General features: G+C 65.6%; 16 protein-coding genes. 11 read left to right on the forward strand and 5 right to left on the reverse strand.

Going from position 1 to position 19,734, the window contains the following annotated elements:
• Positions 1-15: 15 nt before the first annotated feature.
• Positions 16-600, forward strand: coding sequence for an oligoribonuclease (gene orn, locus CPBF1521_RS10785; protein WP_104582713.1), 585 nt, complete (start codon positions 16-18; stop codon positions 598-600).
• A 190-nt stretch (positions 601-790) separates the two neighbouring features.
• Here orn and CPBF1521_RS10790 read toward each other — a convergent pair whose 3' ends face one another.
• Both CPBF1521_RS10790 and ppsA read right to left on the reverse strand, forming a co-directional pair.
• Entirely contained in the window at positions 791-1,753 is a 963-nt protein-coding gene (locus CPBF1521_RS10790) for a mechanosensitive ion channel family protein (RefSeq protein ID WP_115676941.1), read from the reverse strand.
• Positions 1,753-4,131 carry a phosphoenolpyruvate synthase gene (gene ppsA, locus CPBF1521_RS10795; RefSeq protein ID WP_104582541.1) on the reverse strand — a complete coding sequence of 793 codons (2,379 nt, stop codon included), beginning with the start codon at positions 4,129-4,131 and terminating at the stop codon, positions 1,753-1,755. Before ppsA ends, CPBF1521_RS10790 begins: the two co-directional genes overlap by 1 nt.
• Positions 4,132-4,273: 142 nt before the next feature.
• Between ppsA and ppsR the strand changes: the two genes are divergently transcribed.
• The 3 genes from ppsR to CPBF1521_RS10810 all read left to right on the forward strand — a co-directional run bounded on the left by ppsR (position 4,274) and on the right by CPBF1521_RS10810 (position 6,358).
• Positions 4,274-5,095: a posphoenolpyruvate synthetase regulatory kinase/phosphorylase PpsR gene (gene ppsR, locus CPBF1521_RS10800; RefSeq protein WP_024939184.1), complete on the forward strand. Its 822-nt coding sequence runs from the start codon at positions 4,274-4,276 to the stop codon at positions 5,093-5,095.
• A 200-nt stretch (positions 5,096-5,295) separates the two neighbouring features.
• Entirely contained in the window at positions 5,296-5,805 is a 510-nt protein-coding gene (locus CPBF1521_RS10805) for a DUF1249 domain-containing protein (protein ID WP_115676942.1), read from the forward strand.
• 64 nt (positions 5,806-5,869) lie between these two features.
• The gene (locus tag CPBF1521_RS10810; RefSeq protein WP_104582543.1) at positions 5,870-6,358 is read left to right on the forward strand and encodes an NUDIX hydrolase; all 489 of its coding nucleotides are present in this window, start codon (positions 5,870-5,872) and stop codon (positions 6,356-6,358) included.
• Between the two features lie 322 nt (positions 6,359-6,680).
• Here the strand turns inward: CPBF1521_RS10810 and CPBF1521_RS10815 are convergent, their stop codons facing one another.
• Positions 6,681-7,442, reverse strand: a complete 762-nt coding sequence (locus CPBF1521_RS10815; RefSeq protein ID WP_115677117.1) for a 3-hydroxybutyrate dehydrogenase — start codon at positions 7,440-7,442, stop codon at positions 6,681-6,683.
• Between the two features lie 82 nt (positions 7,443-7,524).
• On the opposite strand from CPBF1521_RS10815, the gene CPBF1521_RS10820 reads away from it, so the two are divergent.
• The 5 genes from CPBF1521_RS10820 to CPBF1521_RS10840 all read left to right on the forward strand — a co-directional run bounded on the left by CPBF1521_RS10820 (position 7,525) and on the right by CPBF1521_RS10840 (position 11,270).
• On the forward strand, positions 7,525-8,187 hold the full coding sequence (locus CPBF1521_RS10820; RefSeq protein WP_180497015.1) for a CDP-alcohol phosphatidyltransferase family protein: 663 nt from the start codon (positions 7,525-7,527) through the stop codon (positions 8,185-8,187).
• 54 nt (positions 8,188-8,241) lie between these two features.
• Entirely contained in the window at positions 8,242-9,408 is a 1,167-nt protein-coding gene (gene phaE / locus CPBF1521_RS10825; RefSeq protein ID WP_181901208.1) for a class III poly(R)-hydroxyalkanoic acid synthase subunit PhaE, read from the forward strand.
• Entirely contained in the window at positions 9,405-10,481 is a 1,077-nt protein-coding gene (locus CPBF1521_RS10830) for a class III poly(R)-hydroxyalkanoic acid synthase subunit PhaC (RefSeq protein WP_016904410.1), read from the forward strand. The genes phaE and CPBF1521_RS10830 overlap by 4 nt, the downstream gene beginning before the upstream one ends.
• A gap of 103 nt (positions 10,482-10,584) precedes the next feature.
• Positions 10,585-10,785 carry a PspC domain-containing protein gene (locus CPBF1521_RS10835; protein ID WP_016904409.1) on the forward strand — a complete coding sequence of 67 codons (201 nt, stop codon included), beginning with the start codon at positions 10,585-10,587 and terminating at the stop codon, positions 10,783-10,785.
• A gap of 65 nt (positions 10,786-10,850) precedes the next feature.
• Positions 10,851-11,270 (forward strand): hypothetical protein, encoded by a 420-nt coding sequence (locus CPBF1521_RS10840; RefSeq protein ID WP_181901209.1) that lies wholly within the window; start codon positions 10,851-10,853, stop codon positions 11,268-11,270.
• On the opposite strand, the gene CPBF1521_RS10845 is transcribed toward CPBF1521_RS10840, so the two are convergent.
• On the reverse strand, positions 11,228-12,439 hold the full coding sequence (locus CPBF1521_RS10845) for an NAD(P)/FAD-dependent oxidoreductase (protein WP_115676945.1): 1,212 nt from the start codon (positions 12,437-12,439) through the stop codon (positions 11,228-11,230). The two genes, CPBF1521_RS10840 and CPBF1521_RS10845, sit on opposite strands and share 43 nt — an antisense overlap.
• Before the next feature lie 192 nt (positions 12,440-12,631).
• Here CPBF1521_RS10845 and CPBF1521_RS10850 point away from each other — a divergent pair, with 192 nt between their 5' ends.
• Both CPBF1521_RS10850 and CPBF1521_RS10855 read left to right on the forward strand, forming a co-directional pair.
• Positions 12,632-12,859 carry a hypothetical protein gene (locus CPBF1521_RS10850; RefSeq protein WP_016904406.1) on the forward strand — a complete coding sequence of 76 codons (228 nt, stop codon included), beginning with the start codon at positions 12,632-12,634 and terminating at the stop codon, positions 12,857-12,859.
• Positions 12,860-13,116: 257 nt separating this feature from the next.
• Positions 13,117-15,483 (forward strand): Tex family protein, encoded by a 2,367-nt coding sequence (locus CPBF1521_RS10855; RefSeq protein WP_115676946.1) that lies wholly within the window; start codon positions 13,117-13,119, stop codon positions 15,481-15,483.
• A gap of 380 nt (positions 15,484-15,863) precedes the next feature.
• On the opposite strand, the gene CPBF1521_RS10860 is transcribed toward CPBF1521_RS10855, so the two are convergent.
• On the reverse strand, positions 15,864-19,634 hold the full coding sequence (locus CPBF1521_RS10860; RefSeq protein WP_115676947.1) for a PAS domain S-box protein: 3,771 nt from the start codon (positions 19,632-19,634) through the stop codon (positions 15,864-15,866).
• Positions 19,635-19,734: the final 100 nt, after the last annotated feature.

Raw genomic sequence — 19,734 nt, forward strand, 5'->3', positions numbered from 1 at the left:
CCACAGGACGGCGACATGGCAGACACCCTTGCAGGCAACGACCGACTGATCTGGATCGATCTGGAAATGACCGGCCTGGATACCGATCGCGATTCCATCATCGAGATCGCCACCATCGTGACCGATGCGCAGTTGAACGTGCTTGCCGAAGGGCCGGAACTGGCCATCGCCCATCCGCTGGCAACGCTGGAAGCCATGGACGAATGGAACCGCAACCAGCACCGCCGTTCGGGCCTGTGGCAGCGTGTGCTCGACAGCCAGGTCACCCATGCCCAGGCCGAAGCGCAGACGGTGGCCTTCCTGAGCGAGTGGATCCGCGCCGGCGCCTCGCCGATGTGCGGCAACTCGATCTGCCAGGACCGCCGCTTCCTGCACCGCCAGATGTCGCGCCTGGAGCGCTACTTCCATTACCGCAACCTGGACGTGTCCACCATCAAGGAATTGGCACGGCGGTGGGCGCCGACAGTGGCCAATGGGGTTGCCAAGAGCTCGGCCCACACCGCCTTGAGCGATGTGCGCGATTCGATCGACGAGCTGCGTCACTACCGCCAGTTCATGGGCGCGTTGGGTGGCGATTCCCAGGCAAAGGCGCAGGGCTGAGCGCTGGCTGCGGTGTTGCACGCGGTTGGCGTGGCGTGTTGACGGTGTCCAGTTGCGACCTGCGTGCGCCGAGCAGCGCGCGGGGTTCGCCGCTGACCGCGTAGCAGACGCACACGGTGCCAGCGCATCCAGCAAAAAGGCCGCATCCTTCGATGCGGCCTTTTGCTTTTGCGTCACGCCATCCAGCGCGTCAGCGTGCCAGCGACGGTCCCTTGCTCAGGTCGCCATCGTCGGCGATGCCTCTCAGCAACAGGTCGGAGATGGGCTTGCCGTCGGCATCGTGGTGGTACACGTGCAGGTCGCGCTGCGGATACGGGATATTGAGCCCGTTTTCCAGCAACTGGTTGCGGATCTGTTCCAGCGTGGTGCTCTTGGCGGCGCCGAAATTGCCATTGGTCGCATAGGCGAACAACATCAGGTCCACCGTGCTTTCGCCAAGGTTGGTGACCTGCACGAACGGTGCCGGCGACTCAAGCAGGTTCGGATTGTCCTTGGCAATCTGCAGCAACAGCTGCTGAGCTTTTTTCAGATCGTCGCCGTAGCCCACGCCCACCGTCACTTCCAGGCGCCGGTTGGGCAGGGTGCTGTAGTTGACGATCGGCGAGGTGGTGATCGTGCTGTTGGGCAGGGTAATCATGCGCTCGTCGAACGAACGGATCCGCGTCTGGAAGATCCGGATCTCGTCGACGATGCCCTCCTGGCCGGCAATCACCACGTGGTCGCCATCGCGCATCGGCCGCAGCACGATCAGCATCACGCCTGCAGCGATATTGGACAGCGAATCCTTCAACGCCAGACCAACCGCCAGGCCGGCTGCACCCAGCACTGCAATCAGCGAGGTCGGCGGCACGCCGATCTTGCTCAACGCAGTGACGAAGACCAGCACCAGCAACAACGCATACAGCACATTGCGCAGGAAGTTGGTCAGCGTGATTTCCACGCGCGCGCGGGTCAGCGCACGGTGCAGCCACTGGCTAAGTTGCTTGGCCAGCCACATGCCGACCACCACGATCAGCAGGGCCAGTCCCCAGTTGAGCACGTACTGCGCCCACGGGATGTTTGCCCAGTTGAACGCCGGCTCCGCCGCCTTGGCCGCCACGGGCCTTGCGGCGACGGCTCCAGCCGCCGCCGCCACTGCACCCAGCATACCCATCAGCTCTCGCTCTTCAGCTTGGCCAGACGCAGCCAGGTATCGACCACCGTGTCAGGATTCAGCGACACCGACTCGATGCCTTCCTGCATCAGCCACTCGGCCAGCTCCGGGTGATCCGACGGCCCCTGGCCGCAGATGCCCACGTACTTGCCCTTGGCGCGCGCCGATTTGATCGCCATCGACAGCAGCTTCTTGACCGCCGGATTCCGCTCGTCGAACAGATGCGCCACGATCGACGAATCGCGGTCCAGGCCCAGGGTCAGCTGGGTCAGGTCGTTGGAGCCGATCGAGAAACCGTCGAAGATCTCCAGGAACTCGTCGGCCAGCAACGCATTGGACGGCAGCTCGCACATCATGATGATCTTCAGGCCGTTCTCGCCCTGCTTGAGCCCGTTCTGCTCCAGCACTTCGATCACCTTGCGGCCTTCTTCCAGCGTACGCACGAACGGGATCATCACCCAGAGGTTGTCCAGGCCCATCTCGTTGCGCACCTTCAGCACCGCCTTGCACTCCAGCGAGAAGGCCTTGGTGAAGGACGGGTCGACGTAGCGGCTGGCGCCACGGAAGCCGATCATCGGGTTCTCTTCATGCGGCTCGTAGCGCGTGCCGCCGATCAGGTTGGCGTACTCGTTGGACTTGAAGTCCGACAGGCGCACGATCACCGTGTTCGGCGCCACCGAGGCGGTCAGCGTCGCGATGCCCTCGGCCAGGCGGTTGACGTAGAAGCTCACCGGATCGCCGTAGCCGGCGGTCTTGGCGTCGATCTTCTTGCGGACGTCGGCGTCCTGCTTGTCGTACTCCAGCAGCGCGTTGGGATGGATGCCGATATGCGCGGCAATGATCATTTCCAGGCGTGCCAGGCCGATGCCGGCGTTGGGCAGCTGGCCGAAGTCGAACGCGCGCTCGGGGTTGGCCACGTTCATCATGATCTTGAGCGGGGCAGGCGGCATGTTGCCCAGGTCGGTGGTGGTGCGCTCGAACGGCAGCAGGCCGTCGTAGATGAAGCCGGTATCGCCTTCGGCGCAGCTGACCGTCACTTCCTGGCCGTCGCTGATCACGTCGGTGGCGTTGCCCGAACCGACCACGGCCGGCACGCCGAGTTCGCGCGCGATGATCGCTGCATGGCAGGTGCGGCCGCCACGGTTGGTGACGATGGCCGAGGCCCGCTTCATCACCGGCTCCCAATCCGGATCGGTCATGTCGGCGATCAACACGTCGCCGGCCTGCACGCGATTCATGTCGTCCAGCGAACGCACCACGCGGGCCACGCCGCTGCCGATCTTGGCGCCCACCGCACGGCCCTCGACCAGGACCTTGGCGTCCTTGGCTTCCAGCGAGAAACGCTCGATCTGGGTGGCATGGCTGCGCGACTTCACGGTCTCCGGGCGCGCCTGCACGATGAACAGCTTGCCGCTGACACCGTCCTTGGCCCACTCGATATCCATCGGGCGGCCGTAATGCTTTTCGATCACCAGTGCCTGCTTGGAGAGCTCCTGCACGTCTTCGTCGCTGATCGAGAAGGTGCTGCGCAGTTCCACCGGCGTGTCTTCGGTACGCACGCGCTCGCCGGGCACGTCCGAATAGACCATGCGGATCGCCTTGCTGCCGAGCGAGCGGCGCAGGATTGCCGGCTTGCCCGCAGTCAGCGTGGGCTTGTAGACATAGAACTCGTCCGGGTTGACCGCGCCCTGCACGACCATCTCGCCCAGGCCGAAGCTGGAGGTGACGAACACCACATCGCGGAAGCCCGATTCGGTGTCCAGGGTGAACAGCACGCCGGCCGCACCGACGCCCGAGCGCACCATCAACTGCACGCCGGCCGACAGGAACACGTCTTCGTGCTTGAAACCATGATGCACGCGATAGGCGATCGCACGATCGTTGTAGAGGCTGGCGAACACTTCCTTGACCTTGTGCACGACATCGTCGGCGCCGGTGACATTGAGGAAGGTTTCCTGCTGACCGGCGAACGAGGCATCGGGCAGATCTTCGGCGGTGGCCGACGAACGCACCGCCACGGCCACCTCGCCGCCACCGTTTTCCGCGCACAGCTGTGCGTAGGCGGTGCGGATGTCGCGGTCCAGTTCCGGTTGCAGCGGCGCATCGATCACCCAGCCGCGGATTTCCTTGCCGGCGATGGTGAGGGCGCCAACATCTTCGACGTCCAGCGTTGCAAGCTTGTCGAAGATCCGCTTGGACAGATCGTTATGCGCGATGAAGTCCTTGAAAGCTTCGGCGGTGGTCGCATATCCACCGGGAACCGAGACGCCAAGCCCGGCCAGGTTGCCGATCATCTCGCCGAGCGAGGAATTCTTACCGCCTACGCGGGCCAGATCGGCCAGGCGTAGCTCATGCAACCACAGGATATTCTCGTTCAAGCGCGATGCTCCGTATGGCCATCGCCCGAGCGGGCTGGATGGCCGCGTCCGTAGGAAGAAGCCGCTATGATGCAGTGCACAGCGGAATCTGCACAAGCATGAACCCGTAAGTTTTGGACACCAGTTCAAAGAGGTGGTCTTGATGTCAACAATTCGGCCGGTGTTCTACGTCTCTGATGGAACCGGTATCACCGCTGAAACGATTGGGCATAGCCTGCTCACGCAGTTCAGCGGATTCAACTTCGTCACCGACCGCATGTCGTTCATTGATGATGCAGAAAAAGCGCGCGATGCGGCGTTGCGCGTGCGCGCGGCAGGCGAGCGGTACCAGGTGCGCCCGGTGGTGGTCAATTCCTGCGTCGACCCCCAACTGAGCATGATCCTGGCCGAAAGCGGCGCCCTGATGCTGGACGTGTTCGCGCCCTTCATCGAACCGCTGGAGCGCGAGCTCAATGCGCCGCGGCATTCGCGGGTGGGGCGTGCGCACGGCATGGTGGATTTCGAGACCTATCACCGCCGCATCAACGCGATGAACTTTGCGCTGAGCCACGATGACGGCATCGCACTCAATTACGACGAGGCCGACGTGATCCTGGTGGCGGTGTCGCGCGCCGGCAAGACGCCGACCTGCATCTACCTGGCATTGCATTACGGCATCCGCGCCGCCAACTATCCGTTGACCGAGGAAGACCTGGAAAACGAGCGCCTGCCGCCGCGCCTGCGCAACTACCGCAGCAAGCTGTTCGGCCTGACCATCGACCCGGAGCGGTTGCAGCAGATCCGCCAGGAGCGGCGTGCCAATTCACGCTACAGCGCGGCAGAGACCTGCCGGCGCGAGGTGGCCACCGCCGAGCGCATGTTCCAGATGGAGCGCATTCCGACATTGAGCACTACCAATACCTCGATCGAGGAGATTTCCAGCAAGGTGTTGTCCACGCTGGGGCTGCAACGCGAGATGTTTTGAGGCGGGGATGGGTGTGGCGGGATTGGGGATTAGGGCGCTGCGTAGCGCGTTCAGGATCCCGGTTTGCCGTGGGGTAATTAGGGTTTGTCGGCAAGCGTCAAGGAAACACAGCGGGCGGGGCAGTGCTCCGCCAAGGTAGGCCTGCCGGTGGCCGGTCGTCAATGCTGCCCGTGCGGCAGCGCAGCGTGTAGGATCGGTTCATGGCGCAAGCACTGAGTAAACTCGAACGCATCCCCAAGTTGAGCCGGTTCGGCTGGCTGATGGGCTTGTACGCAGAAAACTTCCAGCACCTGACCCGGTTGTTTGCACCGGCCGACCTCGCTCCGGGCTCCTACGTGTCCTCGATCGGCGATGGCCTGGACCTGCGTATGGACGTGATCGAATGCCACCGCTACACGGTCGAGCTGCGGCTGACCTACGACCTGTGCGACCCGGTGACCGGCGAGCCGGACCCGTCGGCCTATGTGCGGCTGTACCGCGATGCCCGCCAGGCCGAGACCACCCATTGCTATGTCGGCCGTCGCTGGCAGGACGTGATGGGCCTGTTTCCGCCGCCGGCCGAGCTGATCAGCCACCGCATGCGCATGAACACCTTCCTGGGCAAGTGGCTGGACTATCTGGCCGAGCGCGGCCATGGCGTGGCCACCTTGCGCCTGGATGCCGAGTACGTGGCGCCACCGCGCCCCGGTGCGCAGGCCGCGGCCGGCTGAGTCTGCGCCACGCCGCTTGGGCGGCATCGGTCATACTGATGCGCTCGATGTCAGATCGCCCGCCATGCCCTATACCCCCATCGTCGCCACGCTCGGTTACTTGTTGTCGCCCGACGGCACCCAGGTCCTGATGATCCATCGCAATGCCCGCCCCGGCGATCAGCATCTGGGCAAGTACAACGGGCTCGGCGGCAAGGTGGAGCCGGACGAAGACGTGCTGGCCGGCATGCGCCGCGAAATTCGCGAAGAGGCCGGTGTGGAGTGCGGCGACATGCAACTGCGCGGCACCATCAGCTGGCCGGGATTCGGCAAGCATGGCGAGGACTGGCTGGGCTTCGTGTTCCTGATCCACAGCTTCGAAGGCGAGCCTCAGGCCTCCAACCCGGAAGGCACGCTGGAATGGGTGGCGATCGACCGCATGGACCAGGTGCCGATGTGGGAGGGCGACCGCAATTTCCTGCCGCTGGTCTTCGATGGCGACCCGCGCCCGTTTCATGGCGTGATGCCGTATCGCGACGGACGCATGCAGTCGTGGACGTACTCGCGCGTCTGAGTGGCGATCCGGTCAGGTGCAGTCGTCAGGCGAGCGCGGCCGCAGCCGGATGGCCGCCGGTGTCTTCCTGCGCCTGCGCACTGTTTCTTGTCTTCCCTAGACCGTGTAGTTCGGTCAGTGACGGCAATGCACGCAGGACAAGGTTGGCGAGCGCAAGCGCAAGCGGGCGTTGCACGCTGTGGCCACATGCCGGTCGCATTCGTCTCCACGCATTTCTCCACACCCGCTGTGGATGGATCCTGCGCAAGTCTGTGGACAACTGCGCGCGCGCCTTGCGGCGCAAGGCCGCCACGTCGGCTGGTGAAAATTTCGCCAGCCGTGTTTACTGCGCGGTCCAGCCGCCATCGATGGCGATCGCCTGCCCGGTGATGTTGCGCGCGGCATGCGACATCAGGAACGCGACCGTGCCGGCGAGTTCGTCGTAGTCGATGAAGGCGCCCTTGGGCATCGGCTTGAGCATCACATCGCGGATCACCGCCTCTTCGGCGATGCCGCGCGTGCGCGACTGGTCGGTGATCTGGCGCTCCACCAGCGGGGTGCGCACGTAGCTCGGGCACAGCGTGTTGACGGTGATGTCGCAGTCGGCGGTCTCCAGGGCGATGACCTTGGCCAGGCCGACCAGACCGTGCTTGGCGGCGACATAGGCACTCTTGTACGGGCTGGCGACCAGCGAGTGGATGCTGCCGATATTGACGATGCGCCCGTAGCCGGCCGCGCGCATGCCGGGCAGGACCGCGCGGCCGAGCCGTGCGGCGCCGGTCAGCATCACATCCACCAGCAAGGCCCAGCGCTGCATCGGGAAGTCTTCCAGCGCCGACACCTGCTGCAGCCCGGCATTGTTGACCAGCACCTGCGGCGCACGCGTCGCGCTTGCCAATGCCTGCGCGATGCTGTGCTCGTCGGTGACGTCCAGCGCCAGCGCTTCGGCCGAGCCACCGGTCGCGCGCAGGCCCTGCGCCGTGCGTTCGGCCGCCGCCAGGTCCATGTCGCTGACGATCAGGTGGTGGCCGCCGGCAGCCAGCTCGGTGGCGATACCGGCGCCGATGCCGCTGCCTGCGCCGGTGATCAGGATGCTGCGCTTCATGCTGCCCTCGTCGTTGATCGTGCCCGGCCGGACCGGCCGCGTCGACCGCCAGACTAGCCCATGGCGCGAAACGGTCGCCTGCATGGCGTGCGCGCGTTACCCTTTGCGCCTTGCACTTCTCAGGTTCCGCATGAAACGCCATTTCTCGATGCTGCGCGATTTCCAACTGGCGGACTGGTTCACCCTGGCCAACGCCTTCTGCGGCACCGGCGCGGTGTTTGCGTCGATGCGCTTCCTGCAGGAAGGCCATCGCGGCGACCTGCTGCTGGGCATGGCGCTGATCCCGCTGGCGTTCGTGTTCGATGCGCTGGACGGCCACGTGGCTCGCTGGCGCAAGGCGTCCTCGACCCTGGGCCGCGAGCTGGATTCACTGGCCGACGTGATCTCGTTCGGGGTGGCGCCTGCGGCACTGGGCTATGCCTGCGGCATGCGCGGCGGCTGGGATTGGCTGGTGCTGAGCTATTTCGTCTGCTGCGGCGTGAGCCGGCTGGCGCGCTACAACGTCACCGCCGAAGAGATCGCCGGCGAGGCCGACAAGGTGCCGTACTTCGAAGGCACCCCGATTCCCACCAGCCTGCTGCTGGTGATCCTGCTGGCGGTGGCCGCCAGCAGTGGCCATATCGGCCAGACCTTGTGGTGGGGCCAGTGGCAGCTCGGGCCGTGGCAGTTCCACCCGTTGGTGCTGCTGTTTGCGGTGTCCGGCTCGCTGATGATCAGCAAGACGTTGCGGATCCCCAAACCCTGACCGGTACAGCCGGGCGCACGCGGTAGGATGGCTGGTGGACAGTCACGGGAAGGGATCATGGCAACCAGCGGTTCGGACAACGGCAACTTCGAAGACAAGGCGCGCCAGTACTGGAGCGCCTGGGGAGATGCCATGCGCCACGGCCAGTCCGGCGCCGCTGCGCAGCCCGGCGCCGTTCCCGGCATGGGGCCGGGCACCGAGCCACCGCAGGATTGGCGCAAGGCGATGGACTGGTGGTCGCAGCTGCTGCCCACGCAGGCCGCACCGCAGGCGCAGGAGGCGACCGACCGCTTTCGTCATCAGGCCGGCGATTGGTTCGGCACCATGCAGCAGGTGGCCGCGCAGTTTGCCGGGCGCGACACCTCGGCCAACGAGGTCTCCGAGGCCTGGCGGCGCGCCGTGCAGGGGCAGGGCGAGCAGCTGATGCAATGGACGCTGGGCTCGCTGCGTGGCGGCAGCCCGGGCGGCTTCGACCCGTGGCTGCAGGACGCCGCGCAGGCCCTGGCAAAGTGGCGGGAGGAAAACGCGCCGTGGCTGGACATGCCGGCGTTCGGCCTGAACCGCAATCACCAGGCGCGCCTGCAGACGCTGGCCCGTGCGCAGCAGGAATACCAGGCGCAGTCGCAGGCCTATGGCGAACAACTCAAGTCGGCCATCGAGCAGGCATTCGGGCGGTTTGCCTCCAAGCTGAGCGAGCACGAAACCAGCGGCAGTCAGCTGACCAGCGCGCGTGCCTTGTTCGACCTGTGGATCGAGGCTGCCGAAGAGTCGTATGCCGACGTCGCGCTGTCCGACCAGTTTCGTGAGGTGTACGGCGGCTTTGCCAATGCGCATATGCGCTTGCGCGCCGCGCTGCAGGAAGAAGTGGAGCAGCTGAGCGAACGTTTCGGGATGCCCACGCGTTCGGAGATGGACGCCGCGCACCGCCGCATCGCCGAGCTGGAACGTGCGGTGCGGCGCCTGCTGCGCACCGCGGCCAGCCCGGCCGGCAAGCCCGCTGCAGCGGCAGCTGACCCGGTTGCGCCGGCCACGGCCAAGCGCGCCCCGGCAGCCAGGGCGGACACTGTGCCCCAGCCGTCCGCCGCCAGGAAATCGCCGGCGAAGACCGCCCCGGCCAAAGACACGAAAGACACGAAGGTGTCGAAAAACACCTCCAGGCGTTCCGGCGGCACATCCCCCGGCACGCCGGCCGCACGCAAGCCACGGGGAGCGCAGGCATGAAAGGCCCGTTGGGATTCAGCGCCGAAGACCTGATGCAGGAAACCCTGTCGATGCAGCGCAAGCTGCGCGAGGGGCTCAAGTTGCTGCCCGGCGTGGAAGACGTGGATTACGGGGTGACCGAGCGCGAGGAAATCTGGCGCGACGGCAAGGTGGTGCTGTACCGCTTTGTCGGCGAGCAGGCGCCGGTGGCCAGGACGCCGCTGCTGATCGTCTATGCGCTGGTCAACCGCCCATACATGGTCGACCTGCAGGCCGACCGCTCGCTGGTCAAGGGCCTGCTGGGCCACGGCCAGGACGTCTACGTGCTGGACTGGGGCTACCCGGACCGCTCCGAGCGTTACCTCACGCTGGAGGACTATCTGCTGCGTTACATCGATGGCGCGGTGGACCACCTGCGTGCGCAGTCGGGGCTGGAGGCGGTCGATGTGCTCGGCATCTGCCAGGGCGGCACGTTTGCGCTGTGCTACGCGGCGCTGCAGCGGCCGAAGGTGCGCAACCTGATCACCATGGTCACGCCGGTGGATTTCCATACCCCCGACAACATGCTCTCCAACTGGGCGCGCATGGTCGATGTGGATCTGTTCGTGGACACCATGGGCAACGTGCCGGCGGATCTGATGAACGCCAGTTACCTGATGCTCAAGCCGTTCCGCCTGAATCTGCAAAAATACGTCGGCTTGCTCGACATCCTCGACGACAAGCAGGCGCTGGAAGATTTCCTGCGCATGGAGAAGTGGATCTTTGATTCGCCCGACCTGGCCGGCGAGGCATTCCGCGAGTTCGTCACCCAGTTCTATCAGCGCAATGGCCTGGTGACCGGGCAGGTGCGCATCGGCGGGGAGGCGGTCGATCTGCAGGTGGTGGACATGCCGGTGCTCAACATCTATGCCGAGCACGATCATCTGGTGCCGCCCGACGCCTCGCGTGCATTGCGTGGCCTGGTCGGCAGCGACGACTACACCGAGCTGAGTTTCCGTGGCGGGCATATCGGCATCTATGTCTCCGGGCGCGCGCAGCGCGAAGTGCCGGTGGCGATCCACCGTTGGTTGCAGGAGCGGGGCGGCAACGCGTGAGGCGAGTTCGCGTTGCGCTGCACGTGAAACCGGACGCTGCAGCCATCACGACGCGCTGTCGCTGCGCTTTCTAGACTGGGCGCCACGTTCGAAGGAGCCTTCCATGGCCACGACCACCGCATTGTCCCGTTCCCTCAACGATCGCATGATCGCCGGCGTCGTCGGCGGCATCGCCCGCCGCTTCGGCTGGAGTTCCACGCTGCTGCGCGTGCTGTTCGTGATCGTGTCGATCGCCTCGGCGGCGTTTCCCGGCATCCTGGTCTATCTGATCCTGTGGCTGCTGATTCCCAACCAGGCCGACTGACGCCCGCCCGGCGCGGGTGGTCCGCGCTGCATGTGCTGGGCGCGGTGTGGACGCTGCCCAACACCATGCTCGGTCTTGCGATCGGCGCCACGGGCAGCTGCTTCGGCGCGCGTCCGCGCTGGTCCGGTGCGGAACTCGCAATCGTGTTTCATGCCTGGCCATGGGGGCCGGGCGGGGCGATGACGTTGGGCAATGTGATCCTGCTCAAGGGCGCCTCGCTCGACCTGCAATGCAGCACCTATGCGCATGCCGCCGGGCTTTGCCGGCACCCGCCGGTACGCCTGGGCGATCATGAGCGGGCCCATGTCTATCAGTACATGCTGCTCGGCCCGCTGTTTCTGCCGGTGTATTTCCTGTGCGGGGGCATCCACGTTCGCAATCCGCTGGAACGGGCAGCCGACGGATATGCGCTGCATGGCCACGGCTGGTGGCCATGGGGGGCTCAGCGCAAGCGCGAGAAACCGAACAGGTCCGACAACGGGTGAGGCCTGCCTTCCAGTTGTGCGCGCAGTAACCCTGCACCGATGGCGCTATAGGTGATGCCATTGCCGCCATAGGCCATGGCGAACGACACCCGCGGCCCATGTTCGGGATGCGTGCCGAAGAACGGCAACCCATCGGCGGTTTCGGCAAAGGTGCCGCCCCAGGCAAATACCGGGCGCAAGGTGATATCCGGCATCGTCTGGTGGATTTTCTTCAGCAGCGTTTTCAGCTTGCTCATGACACGCGCATCGCGACGCGCGGGAAGATCGACGCTGTCGTCTTCGCCGCCGGCCACCACGCGTCCATCCGGCGTGCTGCGCAGGTAGAGATAGGGCCGCGCGGTTTCCCACATCATGGTGTGCTTGAGCGCGCCCATGTCGCTGTCGTGCAGGGGATCGGTCACGAATGCGTAGCTGCTGCGGTTGCGTGCCACCCGCTGCGACAGCCACTGCTGGTTTCCATAACCCGCGGCCAGGATGACGTGCCGGGCGCGCAGCGTGACCCCCTCCTGGGTGCGCAATTGAACATGCTGGTCATAGGGTGTGATCGCGGCAATTGTGGTGCGGTCGTAGATGCGCGCGCCGTATTGCTCGCCTTCTGCAAACAGGCGGTAGCACAGCCGGTACGGGTCGACGCCGGCGGCCAGGCGGCTGAGGATGGCGCCCTCCGAGCGCACGCCGTAGTTGTGCCACAAGGGTGCGCGCTCGATCCATTCCACCGGAAGCTTGTGGGTTCTTCGCGTATCCAGTTCGCTGCGCAGGTCGTTGAGATCCCGTGACCGGCTCGCATAGTAGAGACTGTCCTGACGGCTGAAGTCGCAGCCGCCCAACGTATTGCAAAGGCCTTGCAGGTCGAGGATGGCTTGCGCGCATGCCCCGTATGCCAGCGCGGCGGCCGGCATGCCGTAGTGGTTGGCCAGCGCGATCATCGGCGTATCGATTTCGTACTGCAGCAAGGCAGTGCTGGCCGACGTACTGCCCCAGCCGATCTCGCGCTGCTCGACCACCACCACTTCGTGCCCGTGCTTGAGCAGTTCGTGTGCGATCAAGGCGGCAGTGACACCGCCACCGACGATGACGACTTCGCACTGGGTGTCCTGCTCCAGACGCGGGTAGGCGCGCATCAGCCCGTTGCGGATCGACCAGAACGGGTAACCACTTTTGAGGTCCATGCGGTGTCGTACGTGCGGGCGGAGCGCAATTGGACGGGCAGACCGGGTGAAGCGGTCGTGCAGGCGCAGACCCGGGTGCGGCGGTCACCAAACGGCAAACAGCCGGCGTTAACCTGCGTGGAAAGCTCCTCACGGCACGGTCGTTATGCTCGCGCCACTAACGTAGTCACAGTTGTTAACGAGGGTGTGGGCATGTCGATCGTTCTGTATGTCGGTGGCAGCAAAGATGGCGACAAGGGTGTTGTGCCTTACGGGTTCAGCAAGTCGCGTGCAATGACCGACGCCGGGCCGGAGATCTATGTCGAGCGCATGGTGCCGCTGAAGGACGTCGGCAAGATCCGCGTGATGGCGCTGGAGTCGCTGCACGAGAGCATCTTGGTCGAGCGCGCTGCCACCCACTACGCCGGTCGCGCCAGCTGAGCGCGGCCAACCGGGCGCCGCCGCGTACAGGCTGACGGGCGTACCGGGAGCCCTGCACCAGCAGGTATCGCTCCGGGCTGCAGCATGCAGCCACGCCCGCGCTGAGACGTCGTGACATCCAGCCAGCTACTTCAAGCCTGGGCAGCCACTTCAGTGTGCGCCGGCACAGGTTTACGGTGATCCTGTCAACGGGTTCCCGCGGCGGGCCAGCACTGCGAAAATGCTTTTTTCAGTGAAGCGGCTTTGGCCGCGCCGCCATGCACGATAGCCAGCTTGCCCAGCAGATCGCTCGCACCATCGCCGACGAGATCGGTGCCCAACCCGCCCAGGCGCGCGCCGCCATCGCCCTTCTCGACGAAGGCGCCAGCGTTCCGTTCATTGCCCGCTACCGCAAGGAAGTCACCGGCGGGCTGGACGATACGCAACTGCGCAATCTGGAAACGCGCCTGACCTATCTGCGCGAGCTGGAAGAACGGCGCGCGGCGATCCTGGCCAGCATTGGCGAGCAGGGCAAGCTCAGCGACGAATTGCGCGGTGAGATCGTGGCGGCCGACACCAAGTCGCGGCTGGAAGATCTGTACCTGCCTTACAAGCCCAAGCGCCGCACCCGCGCGCAGATCGCGCGCGAAGCCGGCCTGGAACCGCTGGCCGATGGCCTGCTGGCCGACCCGAACCAGGCGCCGGAAGTCGCTGCTGCTGCGTTCATCGATGCAGACAAGGGCGTGGCCGATATCAAGGCGGCGCTGGAAGGCGCGCGCGCCATCCTGATGGAGCGCTGGGGCGAGGACGCCGCCCTGGTGGGCGAGCTGCGCGGCTGGTTGAACGACAACGGCGTGATCCGCGCGCGCGTTGCCGAGGGCAAGGAAGAGGCCGGCGCCAAGTACCGCGATTACTTCGATCACGCCGAAGCGCTGTCCAGGATTCCCTCGCACCGCCTGTTGGCGCTGTTTCGCGCGCGCCGCGAGGAGTTCCTGTACCTGGACCTGGAGCCGGGCAACGATGCCGAGGCCGGCCATCAGTACGCCGAAGGGCGTGTGGCGCGCAACGCCGGCATCTCCAACCAGAACCGCCCGGCCGACCGCTGGTTGCTGGATGCCTGCCGGCTGACCTGGCGCGCCAAGCTGCACATGCATCTGCTGCTGGACCTGTTCAACCAGGCGCGCGAAAAGGCCGAGGCCGAGGCGATCGCCGTGTTCGGCGACAATCTCAAGGACCTGATGCTGGCCGCGCCGGCCGGCCCGCGCGTGGTGCTAGGGCTGGACCCCGGTATCCGCACCGGCTGCAAGATCGCCGTGGTCGATGCCACCGGCAAGCTGGTGGCCACCGAGACGATCTATCCGCATGAGCCCAAGCGGCAATGGGACCAGTCGCTGCAGACGATCAAGAAGCTGTGCCTGCAGCACAACGTGGAGCTGATCGCGATCGGCAACGGCACTGCCAGCCGCGAAACCGACAAGCTGGCTGGTGAGGCGATCGCGCTGTGCGGGGCGAGCAAGCTGCAGAAGATCGTGGTCAGCGAAGCGGGGGCGTCGGTGTATTCGGCGTCCGAATTCGCGGCCAAGGAGTTCCCCACCCTGGACGTGTCGCTGCGCGGCGCGGTGTCGATCGCGCGACGCCTGCAGGATCCGCTGGCCGAGCTGGTCAAGATCGAACCCAAGGCGATCGGCGTGGGCCAGTACCAGCACGACGTGGACCAGTATCGCTTGGCCAAGGCGCTGGAAGCGCGCGTGGAAGACTGCGTCAACGCGGTCGGCGTGTACGTCAACACCGCTTCGGCGGCGTTGCTGTCGCGGGTGTCCGGGCTGTCGAGCACGGTGGCGGAAAACATCGTGCGCCATCGCGACGACAACGGCCCGTTCAAGCGCCGCAAGGACCTGCTCAAGGTGCCGCGTCTGGGCGAGAAGACCTTCGAACAATGCGCCGGTTTCCTGCGCATCGCCGATGGCGACGAGCCGCTGGACGTCTCGGCGGTGCACCCGGAAGCCTATCCGGTGGTCGAGCGCATCGTCGGCAGCACCGGCAAGCCGATCAAGGCCTTGCTGGGCGACGGCAGCTTTCTGCGCGGACTCAAGCCGGAGCTGTTCACCGACGAACAGTTCGGTGTACCGACCGTGCGCGACATCCTCAAGGAGCTGGAAAAACCCGGCCGTGATCCGCGTCCCGAGTTCAAGGCCGCGCAGTTCGCCGAAGGCATCGAGGACATCAAGCACCTCAAGCCCGGCATGGTGCTCGAAGGCGTGGTCAGCAACGTGGCCGCATTCGGTGCGTTCGTCGATATCGGCGTGCACCAGGATGGCTTGGTGCACATCTCCGCGTTGTCGGACACCTTCGTCAAGGATCCGCGCGATGTGGTCAAGGCCGGCGATATCGTCAAGGTCAAGGTGCTGGAAGTGGACGTGGCGCGCAAACGCATCGCACTGACCTGCCGTCTGTCCGACACGCCTCCACCGGCCGATGGCGCAGCCCAATCGCGCGATCAGCGCGGCAACGGCGGCCCGGGGCAGGGCAGGCGCGACGGTGGCGGTGGACGTGGCCCGGCACAGGGCAACAACAAGCCACGCATCACTGCACCGCCGGCCGACAACGCGCTGGCCGCCGCATTCGCACGCGCCAAGCGCAGCTGACCCGGCGTGCCCGGCGGCTGTGCTGGCATGGCTGGGCAGTGTAGATAGACCCGCTCGCAAGGCGGCGGGTCTGCTGCTGCGATTGGATCGTGCGTGGGCAGGCTGATCTGCAACTGGCTGCTGGGTCCGTGCCCTCCGACCACCGCGGTGCGCCCATGCAGATACGATCAGTCGTAAGGCGGCTGATCTGAGGCCTTGCTGCAGGGCCCTTGCCCGCCCACCCCCGCGGGACACGCCGCAATTACGTCCTTGTAGCGGCATCCATGCCGCGTGAGGTCTCGCGACGGCGGGCGGGCAAGGACCTGTCGGGATGGTCGGTGTGTTTTGTTGCAAACAGCGCTGGTTGACCACGCTGTTTTATTAGCCGTTTCCAGGCGACCTCACGCCTCGCTGCGTACCGCGCGCGTCGGCAAGATCAGGCGTTCGATCAGGTCGACCAGTCCGGGCGGCTCCACCGGCTTGCCCATATGCGCATCGAATCCGGCCACTACGGCACGGTCGCGGTCTTCTTCGCGCACATAGGCGGTGAGGGCGATCGCGGGGATATGCCGTGGCAGGTCGGTGCGACCGGAGCGCACCGTGCGGATCAGGTCGTAGCCGTCGCGCATCGGCATGGCGATATCGCTGACCAGCACGTCGAAGGGTGCCTCTGCCAGGCATTGTTCGGCTGCCTCCACCGAGCCGGCCGCCTGCACCTGCGCGCCGGCCAGCATCAGGAACTGCACCACCGCCTCGCGCGAATCCTGGTCGTCGTCGACCAGCAACAGGCGCACGCCATCCAGGCGCCCGAGGCAGTCGCTCGGCAACGGGCCGACCTGCAGCGACTCGGACGCCGCCGGCCGCAGATCGCTGACGCCGTGCTGGAACGGCAACACGATGGTGAAGGTCGCCCCCTTGCCTTCGCCTGCACTGGATGCCCCCAGGCTGCCGCCGTGCAGATCGACCAACTGACGCGAGATCGACAAGCCCAGCCCCAGCCCACCGACGCGGCGCGTGGTCCCGGCATCGGCCTGCCGAAAACGGTCGAACACGTGCGGCAGGAAGTCGGCTGCAATCCCGATGCCGGTGTCCTGCACGCATAGCCGCAGCCGCTCGTCCTCGATGTCCAGCGCCACCCGCACCGTGCCACCGGGCGAGGTGAACTTGAGTGCGTTGCTGAGCAGATTGGTCAGCACCTGCTGCAGGCGCCCGGCATCGCCGAAGAACCACAGTTCGCCTGCATCGGGCGCATCCAGTTCCAGCGCGATGTCGCGCGCCAGTGCGGACGGCTGCATCAGTTCCACCGTGCTGCGCATCAGTCCTGCGATATCGAAGTGCTCTGCCTGCAGGCGGATCTTGCCGGACAGGATCGCGCTCATGTCGAGCAGGTCGTCGATGATCTGCGTCTGTGCACGCGCACTGCGCTCGATGATGATCAGGCCTTTGCCCACATTGGCCGGATCGAACACCTCTGACTGCATCAACCGCGACCAGCCGAGGATGGCGTTGAGCGGCGTGCGCAATTCGTGGCTGAGCGTGGCCAAAAACTCGTCCTTGACCCGGCTGGCATGCTCGGCCTGGCTGCGTGCGGCGGTCTCGGCTTGCAGCGATTGCTTGAGCTTGGCGTCCACGCGCGTGCGCTCGATGACGATGCCGGCCAGATGCGATGCAGAGCGTGCCATTGCCTGTTCGCGCAGCGAGGGCAGGTGAGCACGATCGTAGTAGATGTTGAGCGTGCCCAGCACCTGACCGTTGCTGTCCAGGATGGGCGTCACGCAGCAGGCGACGATGCCCAGTGCCGACGACACCGCATGATGGTCGCTGAAGCTGGGGTCGGCCTGGATGTCCTCGCAGATCACCTGCTGCCCGAGGTAGGCAGAGCGCGCGCAGGGCGGCCCGTTCAGCCCGATCGGCGAGGCTTCGAAATGCCCGCGGTACTCGATCGGAAAATGCGGCGCCGAGCCGAAGCTCAGCGTTTTTCGTACCTCATCGAGCACCATCACCGCGCAATACAACGTCGTCTCGCCACGCGCTTCCACACTCGATGCGATGGCATCCAGCACCACCGGCAGCGGTGCGCCGGTGGTGATCAGGCTCAGGATGGCGCGGTCGGAGGCGGTGGCATCTTCGATGTGCTTGCGTTCGGAGATATCGGTCAGCGAACCGATGTGGCCGAGAAAACGTCCATCGCTGGCGAAGTGCGGCGATGCGGTATCGATGCACCAGCGATACTGCCCATCGTGACGACGCACCCGGTACTCGGCCAGGAACTCGCCACGTTGCGCCAATGCCTGCCCGAACGCATGGCGTACGCGCTCGGCATCGTCGGGATGCATCACATCCCACCAGCCCTGATTCATCGCCTGGTCTTCGGCCTGCCCGGTGAAGTGGTACCAGCGCGGATTCCAGTACACGCAGTCACCCTGCGCATCGGCCATCCAGATCATTGCCGGCACCGTCTCGCACAAGGCGCGGAAGCGCACTTCGCTTTCGCGCAGCTGTTGCTCGAACGCACGACGGTCATGGATGTCGGTGTAGGTGCCGATCCACTCGCCGATGCTGCCGTCGTCGCCGCGCACGGGCAGGGCGCGCGCCAGGTGCCAGCGCCTCTGGCCATCGTGGCGTTGCAGTTCGCACTCCATTTCATAGGCGCGCTCGCCATCGACTGCCAGCGCCCAGGCCTGCGAAGACACCCGCAGGCCATCGGCGGTATGCGCCCGATGCCATGCAGCGGTCTGGTTGTCTGAAGGATCCAGTCCGGTGTATTCGTACCAGCGCCGATTGAAGTAATGCGGCTGACCCTCCCGGTCGGCGATGAAGATGATCTGCGGCAGCGTGTCGGCCAGTCGGCGCAGCCGCGCTTCGTTGGCGGCCAGTTGCTGCTGTGCCTTGGCGCGTTGCATGGACTCCCAGCAGCGTGCAGCGACCAGGCGGACCAGTTCGATCTCGGTGGACAACCATCGCCGCGGTGCGCGTTGATGCACGCCGATGGCCGCGACCAGGCGGCCGTGTTTGTGCAGCGGAATCGCCAGTGACGCGCGCAGGCCTGAGCGGCGGTACTGCTGCGCCACATAGTCCGGTGCACCGGGCGCCATCGCATCGGTGGTGAACCAGGGGCGGTTTTCCAGCAAGGCGTCGCGCAAGCCCTGTGCCACTTCCAGCGGAAAATCGCCCTGCAGGCTCGGCATGTCCTGCACATGGTCGCTGATCACGTGCATGGTCCTGCCGTCGGCCGCCGCCAGGCCAAACGCGCAGCGATTGACCTGCAGATGTTCGCCCAGCAATCGCACACTGGTATCGATGATCTGGCGCGGATCGGAGACGTTCTGCAGCGCGTCTTCGAGCATCAGCAAGAAGCTGTCGCGACTGGCCACGTTGCGTTGCTCGGTGACATCGAATCCGTGCACCAGGATCGCGTCGATGCGGCCATCGCGCTCGCGCATGGGCTGATACAGGAAATCCACGAAGGTCTGATCCAGCACGCTGCCGGGCCTGCGCTGCAGATAGGCCGCCATCGATTCGCCGATGAAAGGACGGCCGCTGCGTCGCACCTCATCGAGCAGCTCGACATAGCCCTGGTCGGCGAGTTCCGGCATCGCCTCGAGCAGTGGACGGCCAAGCAACGGACGGTGGCCGACCAGGTCGTGGAAGCGTTGATTCGCGCTCTCGACGATATAACCGGGGCCACGCAGCACCGCCATGAAGGCCGGCGACTGATCGAGCGCGGTGGACACCGCTGCAGGCTCGGCCTCGCTACGGGTCTGTGCCGCAGCAGGGGCGAGTGTGCCGGCGACATACAACATGCCCAGACGTTCGCCGGCCTGCAGGATCGGGCTGCACGACCACGCCGACAGCGGCAATGCCGCATGCGGATGCGCACCGTGGTGGTCGGCTTCAGTGGTGTCTGAAAGTTCCGCCAATGGCTGGCCGAATGCTGCCGGGTGGCGCTCGCCCAGCAGCGCGATGCAGGCATCGTTGTAGATGCAGCGCGACTGGTCGCCCCAGACCAGCAGCATCGGAACCTGCGCGTGCAGGCACACCGAGAGGGTCGTCCGCAGCGCCTGGCTGTCGCGCAGCAGCGGATCGGCGGCGCATGCGGACGACGACAATAATCCGGCGATCTCGCACGTTTCCGGCAGCAGACCGGCAAACGGCGACACGACGCTATCCATTGGGTGACCTGCCCATCATGCCTGGATGCACGATTCTAGTGGCAAGCGGGCTGTAGGCGAGGGGTTTGCGACAACCGGCACGGCAGCGCGAACGGCCTGC

The sequence above is a fragment of the Xanthomonas euroxanthea genome (assembly GCF_900476395.1).
Taxonomy (GTDB): Bacteria; Pseudomonadota; Gammaproteobacteria; order Xanthomonadales; family Xanthomonadaceae; genus Xanthomonas; species Xanthomonas euroxanthea.

Coding starts and splice junctions, on each gene's coding strand:
- CPBF1521_RS10850 (WP_016904406.1), top strand. CDS start 12,632: ATGTCGATCGTTCTGTATGTCGGTGGCAGCAAAGATGGCGACAAGGGT.
- CPBF1521_RS10810 (WP_104582543.1), top strand. CDS start 5,870: ATGCCCTATACCCCCATCGTCGCCACGCTCGGTTACTTGTTGTCGCCC.
- CPBF1521_RS10805 (WP_115676942.1), top strand. CDS start 5,296: ATGGCGCAAGCACTGAGTAAACTCGAACGCATCCCCAAGTTGAGCCGG.
- orn (WP_104582713.1), top strand. CDS start 16: ATGGCAGACACCCTTGCAGGCAACGACCGACTGATCTGGATCGATCTG.
- CPBF1521_RS10840 (WP_181901209.1), top strand. CDS start 10,851: ATGCTCGGTCTTGCGATCGGCGCCACGGGCAGCTGCTTCGGCGCGCGT.
- CPBF1521_RS10820 (WP_180497015.1), top strand. CDS start 7,525: ATGGCGTGCGCGCGTTACCCTTTGCGCCTTGCACTTCTCAGGTTCCGC.
- CPBF1521_RS10815 (WP_115677117.1), bottom strand. CDS start 7,442: ATGAAGCGCAGCATCCTGATCACCGGCGCAGGCAGCGGCATCGGCGCC.
- CPBF1521_RS10830 (WP_016904410.1), top strand. CDS start 9,405: ATGAAAGGCCCGTTGGGATTCAGCGCCGAAGACCTGATGCAGGAAACC.
- CPBF1521_RS10860 (WP_115676947.1), bottom strand. CDS start 19,634: ATGGATAGCGTCGTGTCGCCGTTTGCCGGTCTGCTGCCGGAAACGTGC.
- ppsR (WP_024939184.1), top strand. CDS start 4,274: ATGTCAACAATTCGGCCGGTGTTCTACGTCTCTGATGGAACCGGTATC.
- CPBF1521_RS10845 (WP_115676945.1), bottom strand. CDS start 12,439: ATGGACCTCAAAAGTGGTTACCCGTTCTGGTCGATCCGCAACGGGCTG.
- CPBF1521_RS10855 (WP_115676946.1), top strand. CDS start 13,117: ATGCACGATAGCCAGCTTGCCCAGCAGATCGCTCGCACCATCGCCGAC.
- CPBF1521_RS10790 (WP_115676941.1), bottom strand. CDS start 1,753: ATGGGTATGCTGGGTGCAGTGGCGGCGGCGGCTGGAGCCGTCGCCGCA.
- CPBF1521_RS10835 (WP_016904409.1), top strand. CDS start 10,585: ATGGCCACGACCACCGCATTGTCCCGTTCCCTCAACGATCGCATGATC.